The 24,810-nt window shown below is 64.9% G+C and carries 19 protein-coding genes; 10 read left to right on the forward strand and 9 right to left on the reverse strand.

Features of this window, described 5'->3' with window-relative positions:
* Positions 1–7 precede the first annotated feature (7 nt).
* The 10 genes from NTD88_RS06550 (at position 8) to NTD88_RS06595 (ending at position 9,518) form a co-directional block, all read left to right on the forward strand.
* Positions 8–1,687 (forward strand): class I adenylate-forming enzyme family protein, encoded by a 1,680-nt coding sequence (locus tag NTD88_RS06550; RefSeq protein WP_262156178.1) that lies wholly within the window; start codon positions 8–10, stop codon positions 1,685–1,687.
* Between the two features lie 98 nt (positions 1,688–1,785).
* Positions 1,786–3,168 (forward strand): DUF1329 domain-containing protein, encoded by a 1,383-nt coding sequence (locus NTD88_RS06555; RefSeq protein WP_410017260.1) that lies wholly within the window; start codon positions 1,786–1,788, stop codon positions 3,166–3,168.
* 516 nt (positions 3,169–3,684) lie between these two features.
* Positions 3,685–3,876: a DUF2170 family protein gene (locus tag NTD88_RS06560; RefSeq protein ID WP_410017261.1), complete on the forward strand. Its 192-nt coding sequence runs from the start codon at positions 3,685–3,687 to the stop codon at positions 3,874–3,876.
* Between the two features lie 16 nt (positions 3,877–3,892).
* Positions 3,893–4,600: a PspA/IM30 family protein gene (locus tag NTD88_RS06565; protein WP_095153490.1), complete on the forward strand. Its 708-nt coding sequence runs from the start codon at positions 3,893–3,895 to the stop codon at positions 4,598–4,600.
* A gap of 69 nt (positions 4,601–4,669) precedes the next feature.
* Positions 4,670–5,230 carry a rhomboid family intramembrane serine protease gene (locus tag NTD88_RS06570; RefSeq protein WP_262156180.1) on the forward strand — a complete coding sequence of 187 codons (561 nt, stop codon included), beginning with the start codon at positions 4,670–4,672 and terminating at the stop codon, positions 5,228–5,230.
* A gap of 19 nt (positions 5,231–5,249) precedes the next feature.
* Positions 5,250–5,915 carry a YjfK family protein gene (locus NTD88_RS06575; RefSeq protein ID WP_262156181.1) on the forward strand — a complete coding sequence of 222 codons (666 nt, stop codon included), beginning with the start codon at positions 5,250–5,252 and terminating at the stop codon, positions 5,913–5,915.
* Positions 5,916–5,927: 12 nt separating this feature from the next.
* The gene (locus NTD88_RS06580; RefSeq protein ID WP_095153487.1) at positions 5,928–6,353 is read left to right on the forward strand and encodes a DUF350 domain-containing protein; all 426 of its coding nucleotides are present in this window, start codon (positions 5,928–5,930) and stop codon (positions 6,351–6,353) included.
* 17 nt (positions 6,354–6,370) lie between these two features.
* Positions 6,371–7,162, forward strand: coding sequence for a DUF1190 domain-containing protein (locus NTD88_RS06585; protein WP_262156183.1), 792 nt, complete (start codon positions 6,371–6,373; stop codon positions 7,160–7,162).
* A gap of 12 nt (positions 7,163–7,174) precedes the next feature.
* Positions 7,175–8,329, forward strand: coding sequence for a glutathionylspermidine synthase family protein (locus NTD88_RS06590; RefSeq protein ID WP_262156184.1), 1,155 nt, complete (start codon positions 7,175–7,177; stop codon positions 8,327–8,329).
* 94 nt (positions 8,330–8,423) lie between these two features.
* Positions 8,424–9,518 (forward strand): metal-dependent hydrolase, encoded by a 1,095-nt coding sequence (locus NTD88_RS06595; RefSeq protein ID WP_262156185.1) that lies wholly within the window; start codon positions 8,424–8,426, stop codon positions 9,516–9,518.
* Between the two features lie 27 nt (positions 9,519–9,545).
* Here NTD88_RS06595 and NTD88_RS06600 read toward each other — a convergent pair whose 3' ends face one another.
* From NTD88_RS06600 to bcsQ, 9 genes are read right to left on the reverse strand one after another with little or no spacing between them, the layout of a single operon-like run.
* Positions 9,546–10,697 (reverse strand): alginate O-acetyltransferase AlgX-related protein, encoded by a 1,152-nt coding sequence (locus NTD88_RS06600; RefSeq protein ID WP_262156187.1) that lies wholly within the window; start codon positions 10,695–10,697, stop codon positions 9,546–9,548.
* Positions 10,697–12,112: an MBOAT family O-acyltransferase gene (locus NTD88_RS06605; RefSeq protein WP_262156188.1), complete on the reverse strand. Its 1,416-nt coding sequence runs from the start codon at positions 12,110–12,112 to the stop codon at positions 10,697–10,699. Before NTD88_RS06605 ends, NTD88_RS06600 begins: the two co-directional genes overlap by 1 nt.
* A gap of 18 nt (positions 12,113–12,130) precedes the next feature.
* Positions 12,131–12,799, reverse strand: a complete 669-nt coding sequence (locus NTD88_RS06610; RefSeq protein WP_262156189.1) for an alginate O-acetyltransferase AlgF — start codon at positions 12,797–12,799, stop codon at positions 12,131–12,133.
* The gene (locus NTD88_RS06615) at positions 12,796–13,455 is read right to left on the reverse strand and encodes an SGNH/GDSL hydrolase family protein (protein ID WP_262156190.1); all 660 of its coding nucleotides are present in this window, start codon (positions 13,453–13,455) and stop codon (positions 12,796–12,798) included. The genes NTD88_RS06610 and NTD88_RS06615 overlap by 4 nt, the downstream gene beginning before the upstream one ends.
* A gap of 21 nt (positions 13,456–13,476) precedes the next feature.
* Positions 13,477–17,478: a cellulose biosynthesis protein BcsC gene (locus NTD88_RS06620; protein ID WP_262156191.1), complete on the reverse strand. Its 4,002-nt coding sequence runs from the start codon at positions 17,476–17,478 to the stop codon at positions 13,477–13,479.
* The gene (gene bcsZ, locus NTD88_RS06625; RefSeq protein WP_095153478.1) at positions 17,454–18,674 is read right to left on the reverse strand and encodes a cellulose synthase complex periplasmic endoglucanase BcsZ; all 1,221 of its coding nucleotides are present in this window, start codon (positions 18,672–18,674) and stop codon (positions 17,454–17,456) included. Before bcsZ ends, NTD88_RS06620 begins: the two co-directional genes overlap by 25 nt.
* 3 nt (positions 18,675–18,677) lie before the next feature.
* Positions 18,678–20,993, reverse strand: coding sequence for a cellulose biosynthesis cyclic di-GMP-binding regulatory protein BcsB (bcsB, locus tag NTD88_RS06630; RefSeq protein WP_262156192.1), 2,316 nt, complete (start codon positions 20,991–20,993; stop codon positions 18,678–18,680).
* Positions 20,990–23,215: a UDP-forming cellulose synthase catalytic subunit gene (gene bcsA, locus NTD88_RS06635; protein WP_262156193.1), complete on the reverse strand. Its 2,226-nt coding sequence runs from the start codon at positions 23,213–23,215 to the stop codon at positions 20,990–20,992. Before bcsA ends, bcsB begins: the two co-directional genes overlap by 4 nt.
* Entirely contained in the window at positions 23,212–24,378 is a 1,167-nt protein-coding gene (bcsQ, locus tag NTD88_RS06640; protein WP_262156194.1) for a cellulose biosynthesis protein BcsQ, read from the reverse strand. The genes bcsA and bcsQ overlap by 4 nt, the downstream gene beginning before the upstream one ends.
* Between the last annotated feature and the right edge of the window lie 432 nt (positions 24,379–24,810).

Below are 24,810 nucleotides of genomic sequence, written 5' to 3' on the forward strand. Positions count from 1 at the left end.
ACGACACATGAGCATTGAACAGTGGCGCACGGCGTGGGAGCAGTTGACTGCCGCAGGCGCGCCGTTTGAAGTGGTGACCCCGGCGGACGGCGCGCCGCGTTACTTTCGTCACGCGGCGCGGACCCTGCAGGAGGTGATCGACGCGGGGCGGGTGCATGGCGAGCGCGAGTTCCTGGTCTGGCAAGACCAGCGCCTGAGCTTCGCCGGTTTCTTCGATCAGGTCGATCGCCTGGCCGGGCAATTGATTGCCCGCTTTGGCCTGCAACCCGGCGAGCGGGTGGCGATCGCCATGCGCAACCAGCCGGCGTGGCTGGTGGCGTTTGCCGCGATCCAGCGCTGCGGCGCGGTCTGCGTGCCGCTCAACAGTTGGGGCCTGCGCGATGAATTGCTGCATGGCCTGGAAGACAGCGGCGCCGGCTTGTTGCTGTGCGACGAGCCACGCCTGGCGCTGCTGCGCGATGACCTCACGGCGCGGCAGCGGACCACCCTCGTGGTCGGCCTGGCATCCGCGGCGGGGCTGCCCGATTACTGCTTCCGCTACGAAGACCTGCTGGCCGCCGAGGCATTGGTGGTGCCGGCGGTGCCGGTGGAGCCGCACGCGCCTGCGATGATCCTCTACACCTCCGGCACCACCAGCCGGGCCAAGGGCGCGCTGTCCAGCCACCGCGCGGTGTGTCAGGCGCTGGCGGCGCTGGATTTCCAGAGCGCCTTCTGCGCCCTCAGTTCACCGCAACGAATCGCCCGGGTGATCGACAGCGGCTTTGCGCCGACCTCGCTGATGGCGGTGCCGCTGTTCCATGTCAGCGGCCTGCATGCGCAGTTTCTCTCGGCGCTGCGCGGCGGCCGGCGCCTGGTGTTGATGTACAAGTGGGACGTCGAGCGGGCCATCGACCTGATCCGTGACGAGCGTTGCACCCAGTTCAACGGCGCGCCGGTGATGATGCAGCAACTGCTGGCCTCGCCGCGCTTCGGCGGTGCCGACACCGCCAGCCTGTTCGGCCTCGGCCTGGGCGGCGGCGCGTCATCCGCCGGGCTGCTCGGCGACATGGCCCGGCGCAAGCCCGACGTGATCGGCGGCAGCGGTTACGGCCTGACCGAAAGCAATGGCATCGGCGCCGCGATCGGCGGCGATCCGTTCCTCTACAAGCCGGCGAGTTGCGGCTGGCCGCTGCCGATCGTCGAGGTGCGCATCGGCGACAGCCCGGCACACCCCGTGCCCAACGGCCAGCCCGGACTGATCTGGCTGCGCTCGCCGACCTTGATGAGCGGCTACTGGAACCAGCCCGTGGCCAGTGCCGAGACCCTTTGCGACGGCTGGCTGAACACCGGCGATATTGGCTACCTCGACGACGAAGGGTTTCTCTGCATCAGCGGACGGGTCAAGGAATTGATCAACCGCGGCGGCGAGAAAATCTCGGCGGCGGAAATCGAAGCGTGCATCAGCGAGATGCCGGGCGTCGAGGACGCGGCGGTGTTTGCCGTGCCGGACCCGTTGCTGGGGGAGGCGGTGGCACTGGTCATCCAGGGCGCGCGCCTGCCTTCGGTCCAGGACGCCCAGTTGTTCATCGCCGCGCGGCTGGCCGGGTACAAGGTGCCAGCGCATGTGTACCGGGTAACGGAGGCACTGCCGAGGAATGCGACCGGGAAGGTGCTCAAGGCGGAGTTGAAGCAGCGGATTTCTGGTTGATAAACCGCAATTTCTTAGTCTTTCCGGACGATGTTTCCTACCCCGGAAAACCAACAATGAAGCACATCCGAAAGGCTTATCAGCGAAGGAGGCAATACATGAAAACAACAAGAACAGGTGTCATGCTCGCGGTCGCTCTCACTGCCAACTGCATGGCTATTGCTGGCGCATGCGCCGCTGTATCGCCCGACGAGGCTGCCCGCCTGGGCAAGGACCTGAACTGTGTTGGCGGCGAAGTGGCCGGCAACGCCGAAGGCACCATCCCGCCCTACACCGGCAAGTACCTGGGCGAAGTGCCGGGCTGGAACCACGTGAAATTTTCCGGCGACCAGCCGGTCGATCCCTACGCCGATGAAAAGCCGATCCTGGTGATCACCGCGGCCAACATGAGCCAGTACGAGTCGCACCTGACCGAGGGGCAGAAGGCGCTGCTGAAGAAATACCCGACCACCTACAAGATGAACATCTACCCCGGCCACCGCGATTTCCGCTACCCGGACTACGTGTGCAAGCGGGCCATGTCCAACGCTCTCAACGCCAAGCTGGTGAATGACGGCCTGGGTATCGAGGGCCTTGGCCAGGTGCCGTTCCCGATTCCGAAGAACGGCATGGAAGTGCTGTGGAACCACCAGCTTCCGGCCCGGGCCTACACCGAGGAAAAAATCTCCGACCTCGCCTCGGTCCTGCCCAACGGCAGCATCGGCTGGGGCCGGGCCCACGCCCGCAACCTGTCGCAGGCCAACTCGCCGACCGTGGAACCGAAGACCGAGGACGGCGTCCAGGCCATGAGCTACAACACCACCCTCAAACCGGCCCGCGACAACGGCGTGATCAGCATCGCCCACGAGCCCTACAACTTCGTCACCTCGTCGCGCCAGGCCTGGTCCTACAGCCCGTCGACCCGGCGTGTGCGGCAGATGCCCGGCTACGGCTACGACCAGCCGATGATTGGCACCAACGGCACCATGACCGTGGACGAAGACCGCCTGTTCAACGGCGCGCCCGAGCGTTACACCTGGAAGCTGCTGGGCAAGCGTGAAATCTACAGCCCGGCCAACGCCTTCAAGGCCAACTCGGCGAGCTACAAGTACAGCGACATTCTGACGCCCAACCATCCGAACCCGGATGTCATGCGCTATGAGTTGCGCCGGGTCTGGGTGGTGGAAGCGGACCTGAAGGAGGGCTTCCGTCACGTCTATGGCAAGCGCGTGCTGTTCATCGACGAAGACACCTGGAACGCCGTGATGGCCGACAACTTCGATGCCCGCGGGCAACTGTGGAAGCACGCCATGATCAACTACTACTACCACCCCGACATGAGCGGCTGGCAGGCCGGCTCGCAGTTCTTCATGGACCTGAACTCCGGGCAGTACACCGGCTACGGCATGACCAACGAAGCGAAGAAGGGGCCGATCCTCAACGAAGGCAAGTACAGCCCGGATATGTACACCGCTGATGCGGCGCGGGCGATTGGGCGGTGATTTGATCTGCTGTTGAGTGTTGTTTTTGAGCCCTGCCGGGAATTGGCGGGGCTTTTTTTTGGGTTTTACTGAGGGGCGACTAGGCGCTAGTCGATAGCTTTATCAGCGCTCTCAAGATCGAGCGCCGCCCGCGCGGCGCATCGCGAGCAAGCTCGCTCCTACATTGGTTGCAACGTGCCATGGCCTGTCAGAAGGGTGTTGCCCTCCTTTGGCGATTGGCGATGAACCGCAGGGAGGCTGTCGTACAAACAAGGCAGTCAACCATGGCCTGACAGACATAGGTACGTTGCAAACCACTGTAGGAGCGAGCTTGTCGGGGCGCCGAACCGTCGCGATGCGCCGCGCGGGCGGCGCTCGATCTAACCGGCACTGGAAAACTTCCGACATGCACTAACCCCACCCAACCCCCAAAGAAATTGCTTGTTAAAAAATTCACCTGTACCGTCGCGCCCCTGCGCAGGCAGGATTCGCGCGCATCGCAGTAGAGAAGCCTTGGGTAGCGGGAAACCCGCACCCTTGACACGCGCGACATCGCTCTTTCGAGAGTCGATCAATATCGAGACCCCCGCCGACGGCACCGACGTGTACTGCATGTTCGGCGCGCTGAGAGCCGCGTCCGCGCAGGCGGTGGTTGAGCACGAAATCACCACCCTGGCCGACAACGTGATTCACGCCGTTGAAGCCTTCGAAGACCATTTTGACGTTTGAGTACAAGGGTTCGTCCATGAGCATGTGGAAAAAACTGGTGACCGCCCTGCGTGGCGGCGCCTCGGAAGTTGGTGAAGCGATCATCGACGCCAACGCCATTCGTATCCTCGAGCAGGAACAGCGCGACGCCGACGCGGCGCTGGTCAAGGCGCGCAACGGCCTGATCGAGATCAAGGCCAAGCACAAGCTGGCTCTGCAACGTATCGCCGGCCTCGAAGGCGATGTCGCCAGTTGGGAAGGCAAGGCCATCGCCGCGCTGAACGCGGATCAGGAAGGCCTGGCCACCGAATGCGCGGGCCGCGTCGCGGAAGTCGAGGCGCAATTGGTTCAGGAGCGCGAGATGGCCAGCCAGTTCGGCCGTCAGGTCGACCTGCTGCAAGCGCAGATCATCGAAGCCGAAAGCCGCCTCAAGGGCATCCGCCAGCAAACCGAAATGGCCAAGGCCCGCGAGACCGTGCAGCAAGCCCGTATCGCAACCGCCAGCGCCACCGGCGGTGCCAACGGCAAGGTGGAAACCGCGGTCAACTCGCTGGCGCGGATCAAGCAGCGCCAGGACGAGCAGGACGCCAAGCTGGACGCCGCCCGCGAACTGGCCGAAGTGTCCAGTGGCGATGATCTGGAGCGTCGTCTCCAGGACGCCGGCATCGGCGCCAAGACTGGCGGTGCAAGTGATGTGCTGGCACGCTTGAAAGCCAGGCAGCAAGGTAGCGCCACCGTCGAGTGACAGTGCGCGCGAGGGCATGCGGAGTGATCCGCCTGCCCTTTTTTCATGGCCTGGATTCTAAGGTGACCCATGGCATTCGGTAATCGGCTGCGCGTCGTGCTCGGCCTGGGCGTGTTGCTGGTGGTCGTGCAAGTGCTCAACTGGCTGAGCGGCTACGCCCTGGTGCAGTTCGGCATTGTTCCGAGAACCCTGCACGGACTGGTGGGCGTGGCGTTTGCGCCGTTCCTGCATGGCTCCCTTGCGCACCTGTTGAGCAATCTCCTGCCATTCATGGTGCTGAGCTGGCTGGTGTTGAGCGAAGGGCTGTCGCGCTTTATCCGGGTGGCGCTGTTGATCGCCGTGATCGGTGGCGTGCTGGTCTGGGCGCTGGGACGTACCAGCGTGCATGTCGGCGCCAGCGGGGTGATCTTCGGTTTGTGGAGCTATCTGCTGGCCCGCGCCTGGTATCAGCGCAGCCTGGCGAGCGTGTTGGTCGCGCTGGGGGTGCTGGTGGTGTATGGCGGGCTGGTGTTCGGCTTGCTGCCGGCGCGCGGGGTGTCGCTTGAGTCGCACCTCGCCGGGGCATTCGCCGGCATCTTCGCCAGTTGGCTGATGCATTCGAAAAGACTGCTGGCACACGGCACGAACTGACGTAATAAAGGACCATTGAATGAGTTGGATAAAACGCCTGCTGGGGATGCAGGCTCCGCTGCCCGCGAAAGCGGACGGCCGCCCGGCGATGGGGCCCCAGGCTCCGCTGGGCCTGGCATCCGGGCGTATGCTTTGCCTGGATTCGAAACTCGCGCTGTTGCTGGCGGACGCGTCCAGCGTCGTCGTCCCGGAGGATGAAAAGGTCTGGGCCACCGGCACTGTCGATCTCGGCCAGGGCACGCGCCTCGAGCGCTTCTACCTGGACAACGAGGATTACTTCCTGCAGGTGGTGATGCACGGCAATGGCGCCGATGACATCGAAGACATCATCCTGTTCGGCTATCACCAGGTCACCACCATCGCCAGCCGTGACGAACTGCTGCGCCTGACCGGCCCGGATTCGAAGGTCGGCCTGCCGTTCTTCGAACTGGACGGCGTCGAGTACCAGCGCCAGTGGGGCTCGGAAGACGGCCAGACCGAGCTGGTGCCAATGCTCGAACGGGTCAGCAACCCCGAGGCCAGCTATCAGGTCCGTCATCGCGGCATGCTCTACGCCCGTGACCTCGAACTGACCCACCGCCGCGAATTCCTGCTGTTTTCCGTCGAGGAAGACGAGGAGGGCAATGTCGCCCTGTCGTCCGCCATCGGCGTCACGCTGCAACTCACCGATATCACCGTCATCTGACAAGGAAGCACCATGCTTGAAGCACTCCGTATGTCGCTCAACGCGACCGCCGTATTCGGATTCGTTCTTTATATCGTCGTCGCCGTGGCGCTGTTCGCGCTGTTCCAGTTCCTCTACACCCGGATCACCCCGCACAAGGAGTTCGAGCTGATCCGCGAGAACAACCCGGCGGCGGCGATTGCCCTGGGTGGCTCGCTGATCGGTTTCGCCCTGCCGGCCAGCAATATCATTTCCTACAGCGTCAGCGTGGTGGACTTCGTGGTCTGGGTGCTGATCGCTGCGGTCGTGCAACTGCTGGCCTTCGTCGGCACCGGCCTGGTGCTCAAGGGCCTGGCGGCGCGGATTGCCCGTGGTGAACTGGCCGCGGCGATCTACGCAGCGTCCGTCGCCATCAGCGTCGGCTTCCTCAACTCGGCCTGCATGACCCCAGCAGCCTGAACCCCAAGGAGAAGCCCATGAGAGCCCGTAGTTCCGCAAAACTGCTGCTGGCCAGCGCGCTGCCCCTGGCGATCAGTGGCTGCAGCGACCCCGAGCAGACCGTCACCTACTCGCTGAAAAGCAACTTCAAGAACGTCCAGGCCTGCGTCGACGCCAGCTTCCCGGCGGACGTCTGCTCCGACGCCTATATCCAGGCGATGGTCGATCACCGCCAGGTCGCGCCGACCTACGACGATCAAGCTGCCTGTGATGCCGACTTCATCGAGGGCTATTGCCAGCCCACTTCCGACGGCAAATACATGCCGCAACTGGCCGGTTTCGAGCTGGCCATGAGCGGTGATATGCCCAAGGATCAGATGGAGCAGGTGCAACAGCAGGCCCAGCAACAGGCCGCGCAGTCGGGCGGCAGCGGTCTCGGCAACGGTGTCGCTGCGGCGGCCACCGGTGCGCTGGCCGGCATGTTGATCGGCCAGGCGATGAGCAACCGCAGCGTGCCACGCTACCAGTCGCAGCCGGTCTACCAGAGCCGCGATAGCCGCGGCGCCTATCAGACCTCGACCTTGTCGAAGCAGATCGAGCAGGGCAAAACTTTCAGCCGCTCGACCCAGGCCCGTCGCGACGACAGCGGCAGCTACAGCAGCTCGACCCTGGGCCGCAGCCTCGGCACCTCGAACAGCCGTTCCGCCAGTTCTTCCAGCTACAACTCCAACGTCGGCTCGACCATCTCCCGCGGCGGTTTCGGCCAGCAGGCCACGGCCCGCAGCGGCTGGAGCGGCAAGCGCTCGTCCGGCTACAGCTTTGGTGGTTGAGGGAGCCCGGCGGTGAAAAAGATCAGTATCGAAGAGCGCCCGGACTGGCGTCGGACCGTCGAGGCCGAAGGCTTCGACTTTCACACCATCGACGGCGAACGCTACTGGGATGAGCGCGGCTACTACCTGTTCAGCGAGGCGCAGATCAGTCGCGACATCGAGGCGCCGACCAAGGCCGTGCACGAGCTGTGCATGGACGCGGTGGAGCGGGTGGTGCACAGCGAGGAATTGCTGACCCGCCTGGCGATCCCGCCGGCGTTCTTCGATCTGGTCCGCGATTCGTGGCGCGAAGGGCATCCGCACCTTTACGGCCGTTTCGACTTCAGCTACGACGGCAGCGGCCCGGCCAAGTGCATCGAAGCCAACTACGACACGCCGACCAGCCTGCTGGAAGCGGGTTCGGTGCAGTTGCTCTGGCTGGAAAGCCAGATCGCCGCGGGTGTGTTACCGGCGTCGGCGACGCAGTTCAACACTATTGCCGAAGACCTGGTGCAGGCGTTCTCCGCGTTTCCCACGCAAGGGCCGTTTCACTTCTCGGCGATGTCCGGCTCGGTGGAAGACCGCGGCACCACCGATTTCCTGCGCAAGATGGCGGCGCATGCCGGCATCGATGCGCGGCATATCGATATCGAGGACATCGGCCTGCGCGACGGTCGCTTTGTCGACCTCGACGGCCAGTGGATTCAGCGGCTGTTCAAGCTGCATGCCTGGGAGCACATCTTCCACGAGGCATTCGGCAAGGCGGTGCCGGGCTGCGATACCCAGTTCGTCGAGCCGGCGTGGAAATCCATCATCAGCAACAAGGGCATCCTCGCCTTGCTGTGGGAGTTCCATGAGGGACACCCGAATCTGCTGCCAGCCTTCGTTGATCGCGAACCGCAACGGCCGGTGCCTGCCGGCTGGGTGCGCAAGCCGTATTTTTCCCGCGAAGGCGCCAATATCGAATTGCGCACCCGCGAGGGTGAGTTCGTTGCCGAGGACGGGCCGTATACCGATGCGCCGTTCATCCTCCAGGAATTCGTGCCGCTGCCGCGGTTTGGCGACAGCTATACGTTGCTGGGTTCGTGGGTGATCGGGGATGTGGCGTCGGGGATCGGGATTCGCGAGGACGACAGTTTGATCACCAAGGATACGAGCCGGTTTTTGCCGCATGTGGTGATGGATTAGTCGGATGTCCTCATCGCGGGTTGTTCACGGCATGGTGTTTTCCTGCAGCCCACTGCGCTAGCATCGACGCTTTCGCAATCGGAAGGGGACGCCGTTGGACTCATTGACCCAGGCCGTTTTGGGCGCAGCGCTTCAGGGCACTGTGCTCGGCAAGGTGCAGGGCCGCCGCTCCCTGCTGTATGGCGCGATGCTCGCGACGCTGCCGGATCTGGACGTGGCCATCCGCTACGCCGACCCGGTGTCGAAGATGACGTTCCATCGCGGTTTTTCTCATTCACTCTTCGTGCTCACCGGGCTGGCGCTGTTGCTGACCTGGCTCACTATGCTGGTGGTACGCAGGCGACGCCCCGACGCGGGCTACAGCGGGCCGCGGGTGTTTCTCGCGTACTGGCTGGTGTTGGTCACCCACCCGTTGCTGGATGCCTTCACCGTCTACGGCACGCAACTGTTGTGGCCGTTCCAGCCGACGCCGCAAAGCTGGGCCGCGGTGTTCATCATCGATCCGGTCTACACCCTGCCATTGCTGGCGGGCGTGATCTACGCCGTGGCAAAGGGCATGACCGGCCGTGTCAGGGCGGTGCTCACCGGCCTGTTGCTGTTCAGCACCGCTTACCTGGGCTTCGGCCTGCTGTCGAAGAACATCGCCGAACAACGTTTCCACTCCGCCTTGCGGGCCCAGCAGATCGAAGTCACGCAACTGCGCGCGGTGCCGATGCCATTCAATACGCTGCTGTGGCGGGTCATCGCGAAAACCCCGGACGGGCATTACTACGAAGGCGTCAGCGGCCTGTTCGACAGCGAACCGCCGGAGTGGCAGCGCCAGCCGCTGAACCTCGATGCGGCGAAGGTGTTGCAGGATTCGCCGCTGCATGAGCGGCTGCGCTGGTTCACCGGGGACTGGTTGCGTTACGACGTGGTCGGCGATGCGCTGGTGGTCAGCGATCTGCGCATGGGCATTCCCGGTAATTACACCTTCCGGTTCCGCATGGCGGGGTGTGACGGCGAAGGCAACTGGCAGGTGCAGACGCCGGGTTCGTGGCCGGGAGCGGGGGTCGACTCGATCCGTAATCCCGAGGCGCTGAAGTTGATCCTGCACAGGATCGTCGAGCAGCAACCGCCGTTGCCGTTGGCACAGTGGACGCGCGAGTACCTGGACGGGCCGGCGCCGGCTGCGGGGTGTGCGGGGTAGCGGCGCTGTTCGCGAGCAAGCTCGCTCCTACAGATTTGGGGCGCCGACCAGTACCGTTTGCAAGTCCCGCTCCGGTATTTCCCAGACCAGCAGCTTCGGCGGGGTCTGGGCAAACGCCGGGCTGGCGAAGTACGCCGTGGCCGCACCCGAAAACTCACCCCCGTCCTTGGCGAAGTTGCCGATCGGCGCCGACAGCGCCTGTTGCAGGAATCCGGCGAAGTTGGAGTTGCGCGAGAACGAGGTGCCGATCAGTGCCAGGTTCGGCAGGTTGTCGTCACCGAACAGGTCGTCGAGGCTGTCCCCGGCGTTGTCGGCGTCCGGGGTCCCTTCGTTGATGGCGGATGCCGCCACCTGTTCTTGCTGCGGCTGCAGGTGCGCCGGCAGCCAGTCCAGCCCGGCCAGCCGCACCAGGTCGCCGGGGCGCGGCGCGGCGGGTTGCGGGCTGACGGCGAAGGTGCGCTTGGGCGTCGCTTCGATGCCCATGGCGGCAATTTTCTGGCTGACCGCGATGGCCGCGGCGCGGGCGCCGGCTTCGCTCCAGTGCGTGTCGAGGCGCAGGAAGGCCTCGGCGCCCAGCGGTTGCAGGGCCGGGGTGAGGTCGAGGACGGCGACGCTGGCGTTTTGCAGCGCGATGGTCCAGTCGCGAATCCGCAGCGCCAGGCTGGCCGGTCGCGGCAGGCCGCACAACTGGCTGGCGGCGATCCGGCTCTTGTCCGGCACCACGCTGACCAGCAATTCGATCCCGCGCTGTTTCAACTGATCACGCAGGGCGATCACCGCCTCGGCCTTGGCCCGGGCGTTGTCATCGCGGTGGCGGTTGATTTTGAGTTCGTCGCTGATGAACAGCCACTGTGGGCAGCCTTCACGCACCCGCGGGCCGGTGTCGCCGAGCGTCAGCCAACTGCCGCCGCGTTCCAGTTGCGCGGCTTTTTCCGGCAACGGCGCCTTGGCCAGTTCCTTGGCGATGCGGTGGGTGATCTCGCCTTCCAGCATCGCGTCGTTGGACAGCGGTTTGCCGGGCAGCAGTTCGAGCTTGCCGCTGACCACCAGCCAGCCACAGGACAGCAGGCCGGCGGCGAGAAACGCGGCCAGAGTGACGCCCGCCAGCGGGCTGGTGCGCAGGGCGATTTCGCTCGGCGGGGTCGGTGCCGTACTCGGCGGAGGCGTCTTGGTCGTCATCAGAACTGGAAGTACAGGAAGGGCACGGCATCACGGCTGGCGATCAACGAGAACGCCAACAGGAAACCGGCCACGGGCCAGAGGGCAGCCACCACCGCGTACAGCGCGCTGTGACCGAAACGTTGTTCGAGGCGCGCCTGGTACAGCGGCGCGACCACGCAGAACACGCCGAGCGCCGCCGCCAGGGCGTGCACCGGGCGCACCGTGGCGGCCAGCGCTTCACCCAGGGCGAAGGCGTGCAGGCCGAACTGGCCGGCGTACATGGACAGCGCGGTGTCGAAGTCCGGCGCGCGGAACAGGGTCCAGGCCAGGCAGACGAACAGCAGGGTCAGGGTGTGCGACAGCGCTTTCGGGATCGCCGGCAGGCTGGAGCGGTTCCAGGCTCGGTCGACGCACAGCGCCACGCCGTGGGCCGCGCCCCAGAGCAGGTAGTTCCAGCTATCGCCACCGTGCCAGAGGCCGGCGATGGCCATGGTCAGGAACAGGTTGCGGTAGGTGTTCCAGGTGCCGAAGCGGTTGCCGCCCAGGGCGATGTACAGGTAGTCGCGCAGCCAGCTCGACAGCGACAGGTGCCAGCGCCGCCAGAAGTCCTGAATGCTGCTGGCGAGGTACGGCCGGTTGAAGTTTTCCGGGAAATGGAAACCGAGCATCAGGCCCAGGCCGATGGCCATGGCGCTGTAGCCGGCGAAGTCGAAGAACAGTTGCAGCGAGTAGGCCAGGCAGCCCAGCCAGGCATCGAGGAACGACGGGTTCTCCAGGTGGAAGGCCACGTCCACCAGCGGCGACAGGGTGTCGGCCACCAGCACTTTCATGCACATGCCGATCATGAACCGGCGCGCGCCGAGGGAAAAATTCTGCCAGTTGAAGTAGCGCTGGTTCAGCTCGCGGCGCACCCAGTCATAGCGAATGATCGGGCCGGCGATGGAGTGGCCGAACATCGAGATGTAGGTGGCGAAGTTCACCAGGCTGCGTTCCACCGGCACGGTGTGACGGTGCACATCGACCAGATAGGAAATGGCCTGCAGCACGATGAACGACAGCCCCGCCGGCAACGCCACGCGCTGCCACTCCATCGGCAGCGCGCCGTAGTGGGTGATCAACTGGTTGTAGGTCGCGGCGAGGATGTTGGCGTACTTGTACCAGCACAACACCAGGGTGTTGAACACGATCAGCGCCGCCAGCAGCCGCAGGCGCCCCAGTGAGTCCTCGCGGCTGCGGTCCACCGCCAGGCCGCCGGCCCAGGCGATCACCGTCAGCACCACATGCAGCAGCAGGAACAGCGGGCTCAGCCAGCCATAGAAGAACCAGCTTCCCAGCAGCAGCACGAGGTTGCGCCCGCGCGCCGGGCTGAGCGCATAGACCAGCATGAACAGCGGCAGGAACAGGGTGAGGAACTCAAGTGAGGCGAAAACCATGGCGCAGCGGACGTCCTGTCAGTTGGACAACGTGTCGGTGGTGTTCAGCAGGCGCGGGCCTTCGGCGCCCGGCAGCAGCATCACGCTGTAGCGCTCGCCGGCCTTCAACTCGCCCAGGTCCAGCGGGTTGCCGACGTTGGCGTTGGCGCAGACCAGTTGCACCGAGAGCTTCACCGGGTTGATCGAGCGGCGCTGCACGCTGCCATCGGCGGCGTCCTTGAACAGGTCGGCGTTGCGACCGGCCGGGCGCAGGCCGGGGGCCTGGCACGCGGGGTCGAGGCTGATGAAGGCCAGCGAGGCTTTCAACGCGTTGAAGTCGTCCGGTTGCTCGCGCACCACGCGCTGGCTGATCTTGCCGCCGTCGTTGAAGGCGAACACCGTGGCGAATTCGCCCGGCGCGACCTGCAGGTCCAGCGCGGCGCTGGCGGCACCGTTGCTGAGGGTGCCCTTGATCGCCTTGTTGGCCGGCACCGGCAGGTAGGCCGAGACTTTCTGGCTGTCGTCCAGGTTGAGGCTGGCCTTGGAGCCGCTGGCTTCCATTTTCAGCACGCCCGGGGCGACGTTGACGAAGCGCAGAAACGCCGAATCTTCGCTCGGCCCGGTCGGGTACAGCGCGACGTCGGCGCTGGCGACGCCGGCCGCGAGGGCCAGCGGCAGGGCGGCGAGCAGTGCGGTCAAGCGGCTCATTTCTTCACGTCCTTGACCGCCGGGCTGGCCAGCAGTGCGTCGGTGATGGCCTTGCTCCAGCTGATGTAGCCCATGCTGGTCAAGTGCTGGCCGTCGATGGTGGCCCACTGGCCTTGCTTGGAGAACTTCAGCGAGTCGATGTAATCGCACGGGGCGACGTTGCTGGCGAGGAACTTCGAGGTCAGTTCGACGCGGGCGTAGGTCTTGCCGTACTTGCCGCCTTCGCTGCCCCAGTTCGGTCCGACCCAGACGCATTTGGTGCCGGCGTTCTTGATTTCCTTGGTCAGGCTGGTGGTCTGTTGCCAGATCCAGGTCTTCGGGAAGGCCGGCTTGGTGTAGTCGGCCATGGTGTCGCCCATGACCACCACGATCAGGTCCGGCTTGTCGGCGGCAATCAGTTGGCTGATCGGCTGGGTAGTGGCCTTGTTGCCGAGGACCACGGCCTTGTCTTTGTTGCGCCGCTCGGCGCCGCCGCATTCGCCCGGCGTGACTTTGGTCCAGTCCCCGGCCTTGGAGCCGCAGACGCCCAGCGAGTGCACTTGCGCGCCCTGTTGCACGAGGTTGTCGTGCAGGCTTTTGATCAGATAGTCCGGCGTTGCCAGGTGGCTGTCGCCGATCATCAGGATCGTCAGACCAGCGAGAAGAGAAGCAGCCATTTCATTAACTCCTTTTTTGGCTCAGTTCGAATAAGGCGAACGGTAAGGGTTGACGGGCAGCGGCATGGCGCCGCCGCCGTCCTCGAACAGGTAGCGCAGGTAGAGGCCACCGGTGAATTGTCGATAGTCGCGGGCGTTGTCCACGCCGAAGGTGCCGCCGAAGAAGAACCCGTCGCCCAGGCGGTATTCGCCGCTGGCGCCCAGCGAGTAGCCGATGCCGGTCTTGTTCTGCGATTCGTAGCGGGTGTTGATCGTGGTGCCCAGGGCGTCGGCGATGTCCGCGGCCGCTTCCAGGTAGGCCTGGCCGCCACCTTTACGGAAGTACGGCGCGCTTTCCTGCTCGATGTGCTGCAGGCCGACCGAACTCTGGATCTGATAGCTCCAGTTCGGCCCGCGTTGTGCCCAACTGACCGGCAGGCCAATGGAGAAGAAGGTCTGCGGGCTGAAGTAACCGCCGTGGCCGTAGGTGAAGAAGCTCTGGTTGTTGTCGTAGGTGGAGCCGGACAGGCTGAGCCCGCCGGTCAGTCGCCAGTCCTGGTTGTTGAGCAGGTACCAGTAGATGCCGCTGCCCAGTTCGACGCGCTCGTTGTTCTCGACGTTGTTACCCGTCAGCTTGTGCCAGCCAGCGTAGGTATAGGCACCGAAGCGCTGGTTGTCATAACTGGCCTGGGCCCGCAGGCCGTTGGCGGTGACGCCACCCCATTCCACGCCGGTACGCGCGTCCCGTGCGCCGGCGAACGACACCAGGCTGTCGGTCACCGAGCGCCGTGACAGGTTGAGGTTGTAGCGGAAGTTGCTGTTCTCGGCGAACGCCCGGTCCAGGCTGATACCACCGACCACATTGGTTTCCCGGAAGCCCATCGGGCTTGTGCCGATATCGGTCTTGATCCCCAGCGACGGCATTTCATAGGCCACGGCCAGGCCGACGCCGGTGTCTTTTTGTGAGCCAACGCTGTCGCCAAAGCTGTCGAGCGCGGTCAGTTGGTCATCGAGGGTTGGCAGCGCGAGGATGGATTCGACCTGGGCCGCGGTGAACCCGCCGAAGCGGCTGTAGCCCGAGTCATTCTCGTCCAGCCCGCCCGCATTCAACGACACCGGCGTCACGCGCACGGCCATACGGTCATCACCCACCGGGAAACTGATTTCCAGCGGGTTTTCGATATCGGTGATCTTGCTCAGTCCCGACTCACCGTTGTTGGTCCGCACGGTGAAGCCCTGCTTGATCTGCGGGCTGCGCGCCTCGCGGATGCTGTCCAGTTCGGTTTCGATCGCGGCACGCGGGTCGGGGTTGACCACCGCGCGCTCGGGCTCGTCCACCGGCAGCGCGCGGCGGCGCTGGCCGGGTTCGACCTCGCGGCTGGCGACCAGCACGGGTTCGTCGAACGGCTCGCGGTCCTCTGGCGCGGCGGCGACACTTGCGGCCTTGCGCGCCCTGGCCTGGACCTGCGCCGGCTCGGGAATCTCGTTGAAGGCCATGTCTTCCAGGCGCGACGCCTTGCGCTGGCCGGGCTGGCCGACGAAGGGGTTGGCGGCGATGGCCTGGCCGAACGGGTTGTCGATCAGCTCATCCTTCGGCCCTTGCAGGGCCAGTGCCTGGGCATACAGCTCCTGAGCCTTGGCCAGCTTGCCCCGGCTGCGATACCACGCGGCGGCGGTGCTCAGCACTTGCGGGTTTTCCGGGGCCAGTTGCAGGCCGCGCTCGATGGCCTTTTCGGCCTGGGCGGTCTGGCCGTTTTGCTGGAAGGCCAGGGCGGCGCCCATCTGCACATCGGCGTTGTCCGGCTGCGCGGCCAGCAGTGGCCGATACAGGTCGACGGCTTTCTGTGGGTTGCGGTTGTCGAGGTACATGCGCGCCAGCGACGAGACGGCCTGGGCGTCGTCCGGGCGCTGGGCCAGGGCCGGGGCGAGGGTGTCGTAGGCGGCGACCAGGTCGCCTTTTTCCCGCAGCAGGTCGGCCTGGCGCACGGTGTACTGGAACAGCAGGTCGTCGTAGCTGCGTTGTTCGGCGCGGCTCAGCGGCACGCCGCGGACTTCCCGCAGGATGTCGCTGACCTCCACGTCCTTGCCGGCCTTGAGCAGGGCGCCGCCGTAGGCGATGCGCAGGCCCGGGGTCGGCTGGCTGCTCTGGGCGATGGCGTTGCGCAGCAGGGTTACCGCACGGTCGGTGTAGCCGATGTCGATGTAGGCCGAGGCCAGTGCGGCGTACAAATCGGGGCTGGCGCGAAGGCCGCTTTCCGCCCGCTGCAACAAGCCCAGCGCCTGGGAGCGCTTGCCCTGTTTGGCGAGGGCCTGGGCCTGGCTGGCGAGCAGGCGCAGGTCGATTTCTTCGGCGAGGCTGGCCATGGGCGCAGTGCGTTGGCCGACGGGAATGCGGTCGAGCAATTGCCGGGCCTTCGACCATTGCTCCTGACGGCTGGCGAACAGCGCGCCAGCGTATAGCGCTTCGGCCTTGTTGGGATTGGCCTGGACCAGCTCGTCCATGATCTGCCGCGCTTTGTTCGGCGCGTCGGTCTTCAGGTAGATGTTCGCCAGGTCGGAGCGGGTCCACGGGTTTTGCGGGTCGTTGCGCACCGCGTCTTCCAGGGACTTGCGCGCGCCTTCCAAGTCACCGCGGCGCTCGGCGTCCTTGGCCTGGCCGACGGCGATGGCGGCCCGCAGCTTGCGCAGGTCGCCGAGGCGCTGACGCTGGGCATCGCTGAGGTTATCGATCAGGCGCTGGGCTTCACTGAGCTTGCCGTTTTGCGCGAGTACGCTGACCAGGCCAGCGAGGGCGTCGGGCTGGCTGGCGTCCAGGCTCAGGGCATGACGGTAGGTGGTTTCGGCGCTTTCGAACTGGCCCTGGGATGCCTGCAGGTCGGCCAGGCTGAGGTGGCCCTGGACTTCTCGCGGGTTGGCGGCGATGGCCCTTTGCAGCAGCTCGCGAGCCTTTTGGGGATTGCCGGCCTCGCGGGCTTCGGCCGCTTCGTCCAGCCAGACCCAGTAGCGGTTGGCGACCAGCGCACTCTGCCAGCGGCTGGCGTTGCCTTGCTTGATGGCCTGGCGCAGCAGGGCGTCGGCGTCGTTCAGCCGGCCCTGGCGCTGGCGCACCAGACCGAGGCCGCCGAGGGCGTCGGCATCTTGCGGGGCTTCACGCAGGCGCGCCTGGAAAGACTGTTCGGCAGCGTTCAGGTCTTCGTCCTGCAGCGCCTTGAAACCGCGCTGCAGATGGGGATTCTGCTGATAGGTCGATTGCGCCTGGCGCAGGCCGGTGCGCATCTGTTCACGGATTTCCTCGTCGTCCGGGTAGGCCTTCAGGTAATCCTCGTACAGCGCGATGTCGGCCTTGCCGCCGCCGAGCCAGGACAGGCCCTGGCGCCAGGCTTCCACGGCCTGGCTGCCGATGGCCGGGTCGTTGCGGTACGACGCCAGTCGGCGAATGCCCTCGGCGCGTGTGCTTTCGTTGCTCAGCAACAGCTTGGCCAGGGTCAGCTTGATCCGGCCATTGTCGGGGTCCTGGCGTTGCAGGCGTTCCAGACCCTGACGCGCTTCTTGCCAGCCGTTGGCGGTATAACCGAGGGTGCCGTAGAACTCCAGGGCCAGTTCGCCCTGCGGAGCACTGCCGTCGAACAGCTCGCGGTAACCCGCCACGGCCTTGTCGCCTTCACCGGACTCGACCTGTACCCGCGCCTGGTTCAGGCGCTCGGCGTTGTCGTCGCCGTGCAGCTTGATTTCCTGTTCCAGCAGCAGCGCCTGGCGCTCGCCGGGATGGGCTTTTTTCAATTGCTCCAGGTAGCGCTTGGCGCCGTCCGGGCGATTGCCGTCCAGTTCCAGCAGGCCGAGGTTGTAGATGGCATCGGCCTGTTGCGGATCGATCAGCAGCAGCTTGCGCCAGGCTTCGGACGCCCGGGCCCGGTCCTTGCGCGCTTGCCAGTACTGACCCTGTTCGAGCAGCGCCTTGCCGTTCTCGTTGAGTTCGGCGTGGCCACTGTTGTGGATCAGGGCGGCGAGCAGGCCGACGGCTATGGTTTGGCGGCGCGAGCGCATGAAGTCTCCCAGAGAGGTTGCAGCTTCCCGTCGGCGAGGAAGCGGTAGTGCTGGTCCATGTAGCCGAGGGCGAACAGGCTGAGCACCACGTCGTAATAAGGGGGTTGTCGGGCCTGGACCGCTTCCGGGGTCAGGCTCTTGGCCAGCAGCGTATCGACGCGCGCGCGCTGCTGTTGCTCCAGCCAGGGTTGCTGGCGGGCCTTGAAGTAGGGCAGCAGGGCGGCGGAGAAACCGAAGGGCCCGTCGCCGCTGGTGGTGTTGCTTTTGACCTGGACTTTTTCCGGCGGCGTGCCTTGGGTCGCGACGGTCTGGGCCATGCCGCCGAGGCTGTCGAGCATCGGTTTGAACAGGGGGTCGCTGTTGGGGGTCAGGCCCGCCCACAGGTAGACGCGTATGGCGTCGTAGCTGCCAACTTCGCCCTTGACCGGGTCGATGACGAACAGGCCGTTGCCCGGCCCGGTGCCGCGGTAGCCAACCCAGTCGGCGACGAAGCCGTGCTGCCCGGCGCCTTTCATCAACGTGGCGGTGCTGCGGGCGATGTCGTTCCACGGACCTTGCGGATCGACCCCGGCCATGCGGCGCAGCACTGGCACCGGCAGATAGCTGGGGTTGAGGTGCCAGAAGTGGTCGGGTTTGGCGAAGCCTTGCGGGCCGGGCAGCATGATCTTGCCGAGGCCTGGCAGGTCGGCCACTTCCTTGGTCTTGATGTTGTTCAGCAGCAGCGCGGCTTCCTTGCTGTAGCTGTCGTCCTGCCACAGCCGCGCGGCTTCGGTCAGGGCGTAGGCGAACCACAAATCGGCGTCGGAGGCCGAGTTGGTGTCCAGCAGGCGCCACTGGCCCTTTTCATCCTTGCCCCACCACCAGCCGGGCAGGTTGTTGCCGATGTCGCTGCCGGCAAGGTTGTTCTTGGCCCAGGCCCAGAGCTTGTCGAAGGCGGCGCGATCGTTGGCCACCAGGGCGAAGAACATGCCGTAGGACTGGCCCTCCGAAGAGCTGTGCAACTGCGGCGTGCTGGCATCCAGCACCCGGCCGTCTGGCTGGATGAAGTGCTGGGTGAAGCTGTGCCACAGCGGCCACTCGGAGACGGCGCACTGGCTCGCGGCCTGGCTTGCGCCGGGTAGCAGCCAGGCGCTCAAGGCAGCGGCCAGCAGGGTTTTGAGCGGCGCGCGCCGTTTGGCGGATTTGACGATATTCATGGATTACTCGTCTTTGAGCCGGTGACGGGCGATTGCCCGCAGCGAAAAGTAGGCCGCGCAACTGACCAGGGCCACACCCAGTACGGTCAGTCCAAGCAGCAGGAAGACGTGCTGCGATAACACCCACTGGATGTATTTGAACGGGCCGAGATGACCGACGTAATAAGACTCGTCGGCCACCAGCGACTGAATGTGCTTGCCCTTGATCATCGCCAGGCTGCCTTGCAGCGATTGGGTGTAGTGTTCGCCGCCGATCAGTGCGTCGGTAACCTCTGCCAGGTGCTGGGGCTGCGGGCTGGACAGCAGGACCACGCTGCGACCGCGCTTGAGCGGCGACTCGAAACCGCTGACGTAGGAGCTGCCGTTTTCGCCGCTGAAGGTCAGCGCGCCACGGGCCTTGCGCTGGTTGGCGACCGGGTCCGGGCTGATCCATTCGCGCAGGCGCAGCGGCAGGTCGGAGAACTCCACATAGCGCTTGGCATCCTCGCCGCGGCTCGGCAGGAAGTCGGCCCATTCCTTGAGCAGCGGCTGGTTGTTGCCGGATGCCAGCACCAGCAGGTCCTTGTCGGCGAACTGCGCGACGTTGTCGGCCTGGCCCACGCTGACGGCGGTGGCCGGGTAGCCGGTGGAATCGCCGAAGCGGCCGAGTACCGTCAGGTAGGCGTCCCAGTCGGCGGGGCCGGCGTTGTCCGGGAGGATCACCGCGGTCTGCGACAGGTCGGCCAGGCGCGTGAAGGGGAAGCCGCTGTCCTTGAACACGCCGAGGTTGGGCATGGCCATGAAATGGTCATAGTGGCTGAGGTCGACCGTGGATTCCGGGTCGATCGCGCTGCGCATGTTGTCGATGATGATGTCGTTGCATTCGCCTTGCTTGATGTAGTCGTACATGAAGCGGAACTGCAGGCGTGATTGCAGCGCCACCGAGTCCAGTGGCAGCAGCATGCTGGCTTCGCGGAGCAAGCTGTCGTCGGCCTTGAGCGCTGTCATCAGCTTCTCGCCGGTGCTCATGCTCTGGATCGACGGCAGGTTCATCGAGCGGATGAACCGGTCGTTGAAGGCCACCATCAACGACGAACTGGTCGACGTCTGCTGGAGCGTGTAGCGGTACTTGAGGTTCAGCCGGGCGCCGTCTTCACGCCAGTTGAACAGGTCCGGCGGCAGGCGCATCGGCACGGTGATCATCGGCGGTGAATAGCCGGAAACGTTGAGCTGGCGCGGTTCGAGCAATTCGCCCAGGCGCACCGGGCGATCGCTCGGCAACCAGTTCGGCGCGTCGTAAGGCTGGCGTGGCAGCAGGATATCAACGGCGTCGATCTGCACGCTTTGCCCGGACAGGCTGCGGCTGCCCACCACCAGCGCGGTGGCGGCGCGCTTGATCTCGTCGCTGTCGCGGCCGGCAATCACCAGCAGCTTGCCGTACGGGTCGTTCGGGTTGCTCACCAGCGACAGGGTCGGGCCTTGCACCGTCGGCAGGTCGAGGCCGTCGAGATGGCTGGCCTCAACGCTGTTGACCAGAACAATACCGTTACCTTTGGCCGGCAGGCTCTGCACCTGGCTGGAGAAACGTGCGCCACGGTAGCTGGCCAGCGCACCCAGCCACGACGACACCGCACCGGCGGCTTCCAGGGTGGCGGAGTCCGGCGCCGTGGCAAACACGAACGGCATCGCCATGGCACGGCGGTCGCGGCGGTCGAACAGCGGCAGGGGCAGGCCGGCGAGGTCGTTGGGCAACTCGACCTGGGACACCTGGATGCTCAACTGGCTGTCGTTGCTGACCTTGGCCCACAAGCTCGAATGCGCCGGATCTTCGCACTGCATGGAGTAGTGACCGATCAACTGCACGCTCAGGCGGTTGAATTCGGTGATCAGGTACGGCGGGATTTCGATGGTGTGCTTCTGTACCGTGCCGGCGTTTTCCTTGGGCAACGGCAGGCTGGCGGCCACCTCGTCGTTGACCATGATGTTGATCTGCGACAGGTCGCTGAGCAGCGCCGGCGAATAGGTGTATTGCAGGGTCAGTTGCGCACCGGTCACCACTTCATCGGCGCGCATGTCGAAGTTGATCGTGTCGCTCGACTCGATGCCGCGCAGGCTCATGGTGTAGTCCTTGCCCAACTCCTTGAAGCTCAGCCGGTAGCCCGGGGCCTCATTGGCGGGCAGGGCGGTGGTCCCCGGGCTGGCAGCGACTGTCGTCGCTGGTGCGGTTTCTTCGGCGACGGCCGCCTGTCCAAGGCCGCCCAGCAGCAGGGCACAGGCCAACAGGGTGCGCGAACGGCGCAGCGGATTCACTTTTTCGCCGGTGAGAGCCGTGACAGTCATTGCGTTTCCAGTGCTGGTTCGATGTTGGGGTTGTCGGTCTTGCGGAAGTAGTGACGGTGACGCAGCGCGGCCAGGGTGGCCTTGGCCAGGTCGGCCATGCCGCGCAGGCCGACCTTGCTGACGTCGCGCAGGCCGCTCAGCGGGGTGTCGACGTTGCTGCTGCCCCAGGACGAGGCCCAGGTGTCGGCGCGGGAGAACGTCAGGCGGACCATGTCGCTCTGCTGGCGCAGGGTCAGTTCGTGGAAGCGCATGCCGGCCGTATTGCCGCGGGCGAACATCACCCGCGCCGGCAGCACGCAGGCCTGGCCCTGGCGGTGCAGGGTGACGTTCAGCTCCATGTCTTTGTTCAGGCTCACGCCCGGCGGCAGCTTCACGCCCACGCCGCTCTGCGAGAAGTCGAGGGTGTGGCAGTCGATCTCGCGGCCGTCCGGCAGGTTCAGACGCACCGGCAGTTCGGCATGGACCCGCGGCTCGGTGCGCACCTGGCGGCTTTCACTGGCCACTGCCACGGCGGTGCTGCTCATGATGACGTTGTAGAGCGTCCAGCCGAGGTTGATGACGATGGTGAGCACGGCGTTGGGGTCGCCGATGAATAACTGCACGATGCCGCAGACGATACCAATCAGGTTCAGCACCAGGAGCACGATATAGGGTCGGGCCAGCTTCCAGTCGAAGTAGTCCTTCTCGATGATCCCGCCCTTGTCGGTGACGTTGAAACCACCAATCTTCGGGTTGATCAGCGCCACCAGCACCGGGCGCATGATGTACCAGGCCAGCACCGAATCGTACACCTCGTTCCAGAACGAATGGCGGAAGCGCCCCTGGATCCGGGAGTTGGTCAGGCTGGCGTGGAAGATGTGCGGCAGCACGTAGGCGGTGATCATCATGGCTGACGCTTGGAAGATCTGGGCGCCGAAGATCAGGTAGGCCAGCGGCGCGGTGAGGAACACCAGGCGCGGCAGGCCGTAGAAGAAGTGCATCATGGCGTTCACGTAGCAGATTCGCTGGCCAAAGCTCAGGCCCTTGCCGATGAACGGGTTGTCGGTACGGAAGATCTGCGCCATGCCCCGGGCCCAGCGGATTCGCTGGTTGATGTGGCGCGACAGGCTTTCGGTGGCCAGGCCCGCGGCCTGGGGAATGGCCAGGTAGGCGGTGTTATAGCCCTTGCGGCTGAGCTTGAGGGCGGTGTGGGCGTCCTCGGTCACGGTTTCCACCGCCACGCCGCCGACTTCCAGCAGGTGGGTACGGCGGATCACCGCGCAGGAGCCGCAGAAGAAGGTGGCGTTCCACAGGTCGTTGCCGTCCTGCACCAGGCCGTAGAACAGTTCGCCCTCGTTGGGCACCGAGCGGAAGGTGTCGAGGTTCTTCTCGAACGGGTCGGGCGAAAAGAAGAAGTGCGGTGTTTGCAACAGCGACAGCTTCGGGTCCTTGAGGAACCAGCCCATGGTCACTTGCAGGAAGGAGCGGGTCGGCACGTGGTCGGCGTCAAAGATCGCGATGAATTCGCCATCGGTGACTTTCAGCGCCTCGTTGAGGTTGCCGGCCTTGGCGTGGTGGTTGTTGTCACGAACCACGTAGTTGACCCCGATCTGCCGGGAGAACTCGCGAAACTCCTCGCGGCGGCCGTCGTCGAGCACATGAACGCGCAGCTTGTCCCGCGGCCAGTCCATCGCCTGGGCTGCCAGCACGGTGAGTTTGACGATGCTCAGTTCTTCGTTGTAAGTCGGCACGAACACGTCCACCACCGGCCATTCTTCCGGCGGCGCGGTGAGGATCATCGGTTTGCGCTGGAGCGGCCAGGCGGTCTGCATGTAGCCGAAGGAGAGGATGATCAGGGCGTAGATGTCGGCGGCCACGAGGCCGTAGCCGAAGAACATGTCCAGCCAGTTATCGAAGCCGAGGGTGTCGGTCAGGCGCCAGTACACGTAGCGCAGGGTGGCGATCAGCGACAGGGCGATCATCGCCATCACTGCGATGCGCCCGGGGATTTTGCGCAGGATCAGCAGCAGCGCCAGGCACAGCCCGGCGAAGGCGACCTGCGACGCCAGCTCCAGTGGCGTGGTGACCACGGCAACCAGAAGCAGCCCCCCCAACACCGCCGCGGCGATCTTCAGACCGAGCTTGAGGCTGTGCGGCAATTGCTCCACGCGGGCAAACCAGGCTATCGCCCGCGCCCTCCTGGACGTCGGCAAGACCGGCGTCGGTTTAAGTTGGGCAGTCATGAGGCGCTGGTTTCTTCGCGGTATTGCTCGATTCGTTGAGCCAAATCATGGGCAACCGTACGCAGCACCTGGCAAGCAGGGCTGTCGAGCGGTTGTTGCAGGGGGTCGTACTCGTAGGCCAGGGCCTCGTCGAACTGGTGGTCCAGCGGCAGGGCAGCCAGCCAGCGGTTACCCAGTTGCTGACGCAGCACTTCAGCCATGTCCAGGCTCAGCGGACGCTGGGCATCGACCTGATTGACGAGGAAACCGCAAGTGCCGGGGCGCAGCGGGGCGAGCCAGGCTTGCAGTTTGTCCAGCACCCGATAGGACGCGGCGTCGGCCAGCGTCAGGGCAATCACCTGGTCGGCAACGCCGAGCATCTGGTGCAACCAGGGCGTGGCGCCGGTTGCACTGTCGATGACCAACAGATCATCGGCGCCCAGTTCGAGGGTCGCCAAGTGTTGCATCAGCCAGTTGGGATTGGCCGCCAGTTGCGCTTCGAAGGCGCGCACATCGGCGGCGTTGCTCGGGCCGAAGGGCAGGCATTCGATACCGCTTTCGGTCAACGCGCGGATGCCGTCCCAGCCAGCATCCTGCAGCCGCGCCTGATTGATACCGGGCGTGGAACGGGACAGGTTGAAATGGCTGAGCAGGGAATTTTGCGGGTCCAGGTCGAGCACCAGAGTGCGGCCGGTGGTGCGCTTGAGCAGCTTGCCCAGGGACGCCGCGACGGTGGTCTTGCCGGCGCCGCCCTTGGCGGACAGCACAACGATGACATGGGCCTTGGGCCGTTGCGGCGGTTGGGCCCGCAGGGCGTTGTCGAGGGCGCGGCGGTTGTTTTCTTCGGCGGCGGCGCGGCGATCACGGGCCACCACGGCGAGGCGTTCACGCAGGGAACTGCCGGGCGCGAGGTCGTCGCTGTTGTCTGCCGTGGCTGCCGGAAGTACAGGCATCGGCGGCGATGACACCACCGGCAGGGCGGCGGCGACAGGCGGGCGCTTGGTTTCGACCAGGCTCATCGCCACCGGTTTGGCCGGCGCGGGCGCGGCGGGCGGCGGTGGAGCAGGGACGGCAGCGACCGGCAGCGGTTCGAGGAATTCGAATTCGGTGTTGATTTCTTTGTAGCTGTCAGCACTTGCCCCAAAGCGGTGGAACAGGTTTCCAATATCGTCTGCTTGACTCATATATGTACTTCCAGCCTACGGCTATCTGGACTACAGAAGGGCAGGTTCGGGTCTTCCAAGTGGGTAAGGGTGTGATATCAAAATGATTGTGTCAATATTTTGGTTATTTGCTACGGGTCATTTCGAGTGCCGGCATGAAGAAAATAAACGCCGGATTTTTGACCTTTTCAGCGAAGGCTCTAAATCGGCCTGTTATTCGTTGCATCGGCCCGCAATTCCGAAAGTTGAACAGCGCTAAAGAATAGCCTGACAAATTTCCCTGAGGGGAACCCTGACCCGTGTAGGAAAAAGCGTACAGATGATATCAATAATTCCTACAGTTTGCGCAAAGCACAACCGGTCGATGGTCGGCTGGAGCAGAGGAAGTGGATAATTTTCGGGACCGCGCCGCGGTCCCGAAATGATCACCGATGATTCAAGGCAGGCAACATC

The sequence above is a fragment of the Pseudomonas sp. 20P_3.2_Bac5 genome (assembly GCF_025466035.1).
Classification (GTDB): Bacteria; Pseudomonadota; Gammaproteobacteria; order Pseudomonadales; family Pseudomonadaceae; genus Aquipseudomonas.

Bases quoted from the DNA above. Each gene is read 5' to 3' on its own strand.
- NTD88_RS06550 (WP_262156178.1), top strand. From the start codon at position 8: ATGAGCATTGAACAGTGGCGCACGGCGTGGGAGCAGTTGACTGCCGCA.
- NTD88_RS06555 (WP_410017260.1), top strand. From the start codon at position 1,786: ATGAAAACAACAAGAACAGGTGTCATGCTCGCGGTCGCTCTCACTGCC.
- NTD88_RS06565 (WP_095153490.1), top strand. From the start codon at position 3,893: ATGAGCATGTGGAAAAAACTGGTGACCGCCCTGCGTGGCGGCGCCTCG.
- NTD88_RS06570 (WP_262156180.1), top strand. From the start codon at position 4,670: ATGGCATTCGGTAATCGGCTGCGCGTCGTGCTCGGCCTGGGCGTGTTG.
- NTD88_RS06575 (WP_262156181.1), top strand. From the start codon at position 5,250: ATGAGTTGGATAAAACGCCTGCTGGGGATGCAGGCTCCGCTGCCCGCG.
- NTD88_RS06580 (WP_095153487.1), top strand. From the start codon at position 5,928: ATGCTTGAAGCACTCCGTATGTCGCTCAACGCGACCGCCGTATTCGGA.
- NTD88_RS06585 (WP_262156183.1), top strand. From the start codon at position 6,371: ATGAGAGCCCGTAGTTCCGCAAAACTGCTGCTGGCCAGCGCGCTGCCC.
- NTD88_RS06600 (WP_262156187.1), bottom strand. From the start codon at position 10,697: ATGACGACCAAGACGCCTCCGCCGAGTACGGCACCGACCCCGCCGAGC.
- NTD88_RS06605 (WP_262156188.1), bottom strand. From the start codon at position 12,112: ATGGTTTTCGCCTCACTTGAGTTCCTCACCCTGTTCCTGCCGCTGTTC.
- NTD88_RS06610 (WP_262156189.1), bottom strand. From the start codon at position 12,799: ATGAGCCGCTTGACCGCACTGCTCGCCGCCCTGCCGCTGGCCCTCGCG.
- NTD88_RS06615 (WP_262156190.1), bottom strand. From the start codon at position 13,455: ATGGCTGCTTCTCTTCTCGCTGGTCTGACGATCCTGATGATCGGCGAC.
- NTD88_RS06620 (WP_262156191.1), bottom strand. From the start codon at position 17,478: ATGCGCTCGCGCCGCCAAACCATAGCCGTCGGCCTGCTCGCCGCCCTG.
- bcsZ (WP_095153478.1), bottom strand. From the start codon at position 18,674: ATGAATATCGTCAAATCCGCCAAACGGCGCGCGCCGCTCAAAACCCTG.
- bcsB (WP_262156192.1), bottom strand. From the start codon at position 20,993: ATGACTGTCACGGCTCTCACCGGCGAAAAAGTGAATCCGCTGCGCCGT.
- bcsA (WP_262156193.1), bottom strand. From the start codon at position 23,215: ATGACTGCCCAACTTAAACCGACGCCGGTCTTGCCGACGTCCAGGAGG.
- bcsQ (WP_262156194.1), bottom strand. From the start codon at position 24,378: ATGAGTCAAGCAGACGATATTGGAAACCTGTTCCACCGCTTTGGGGCA.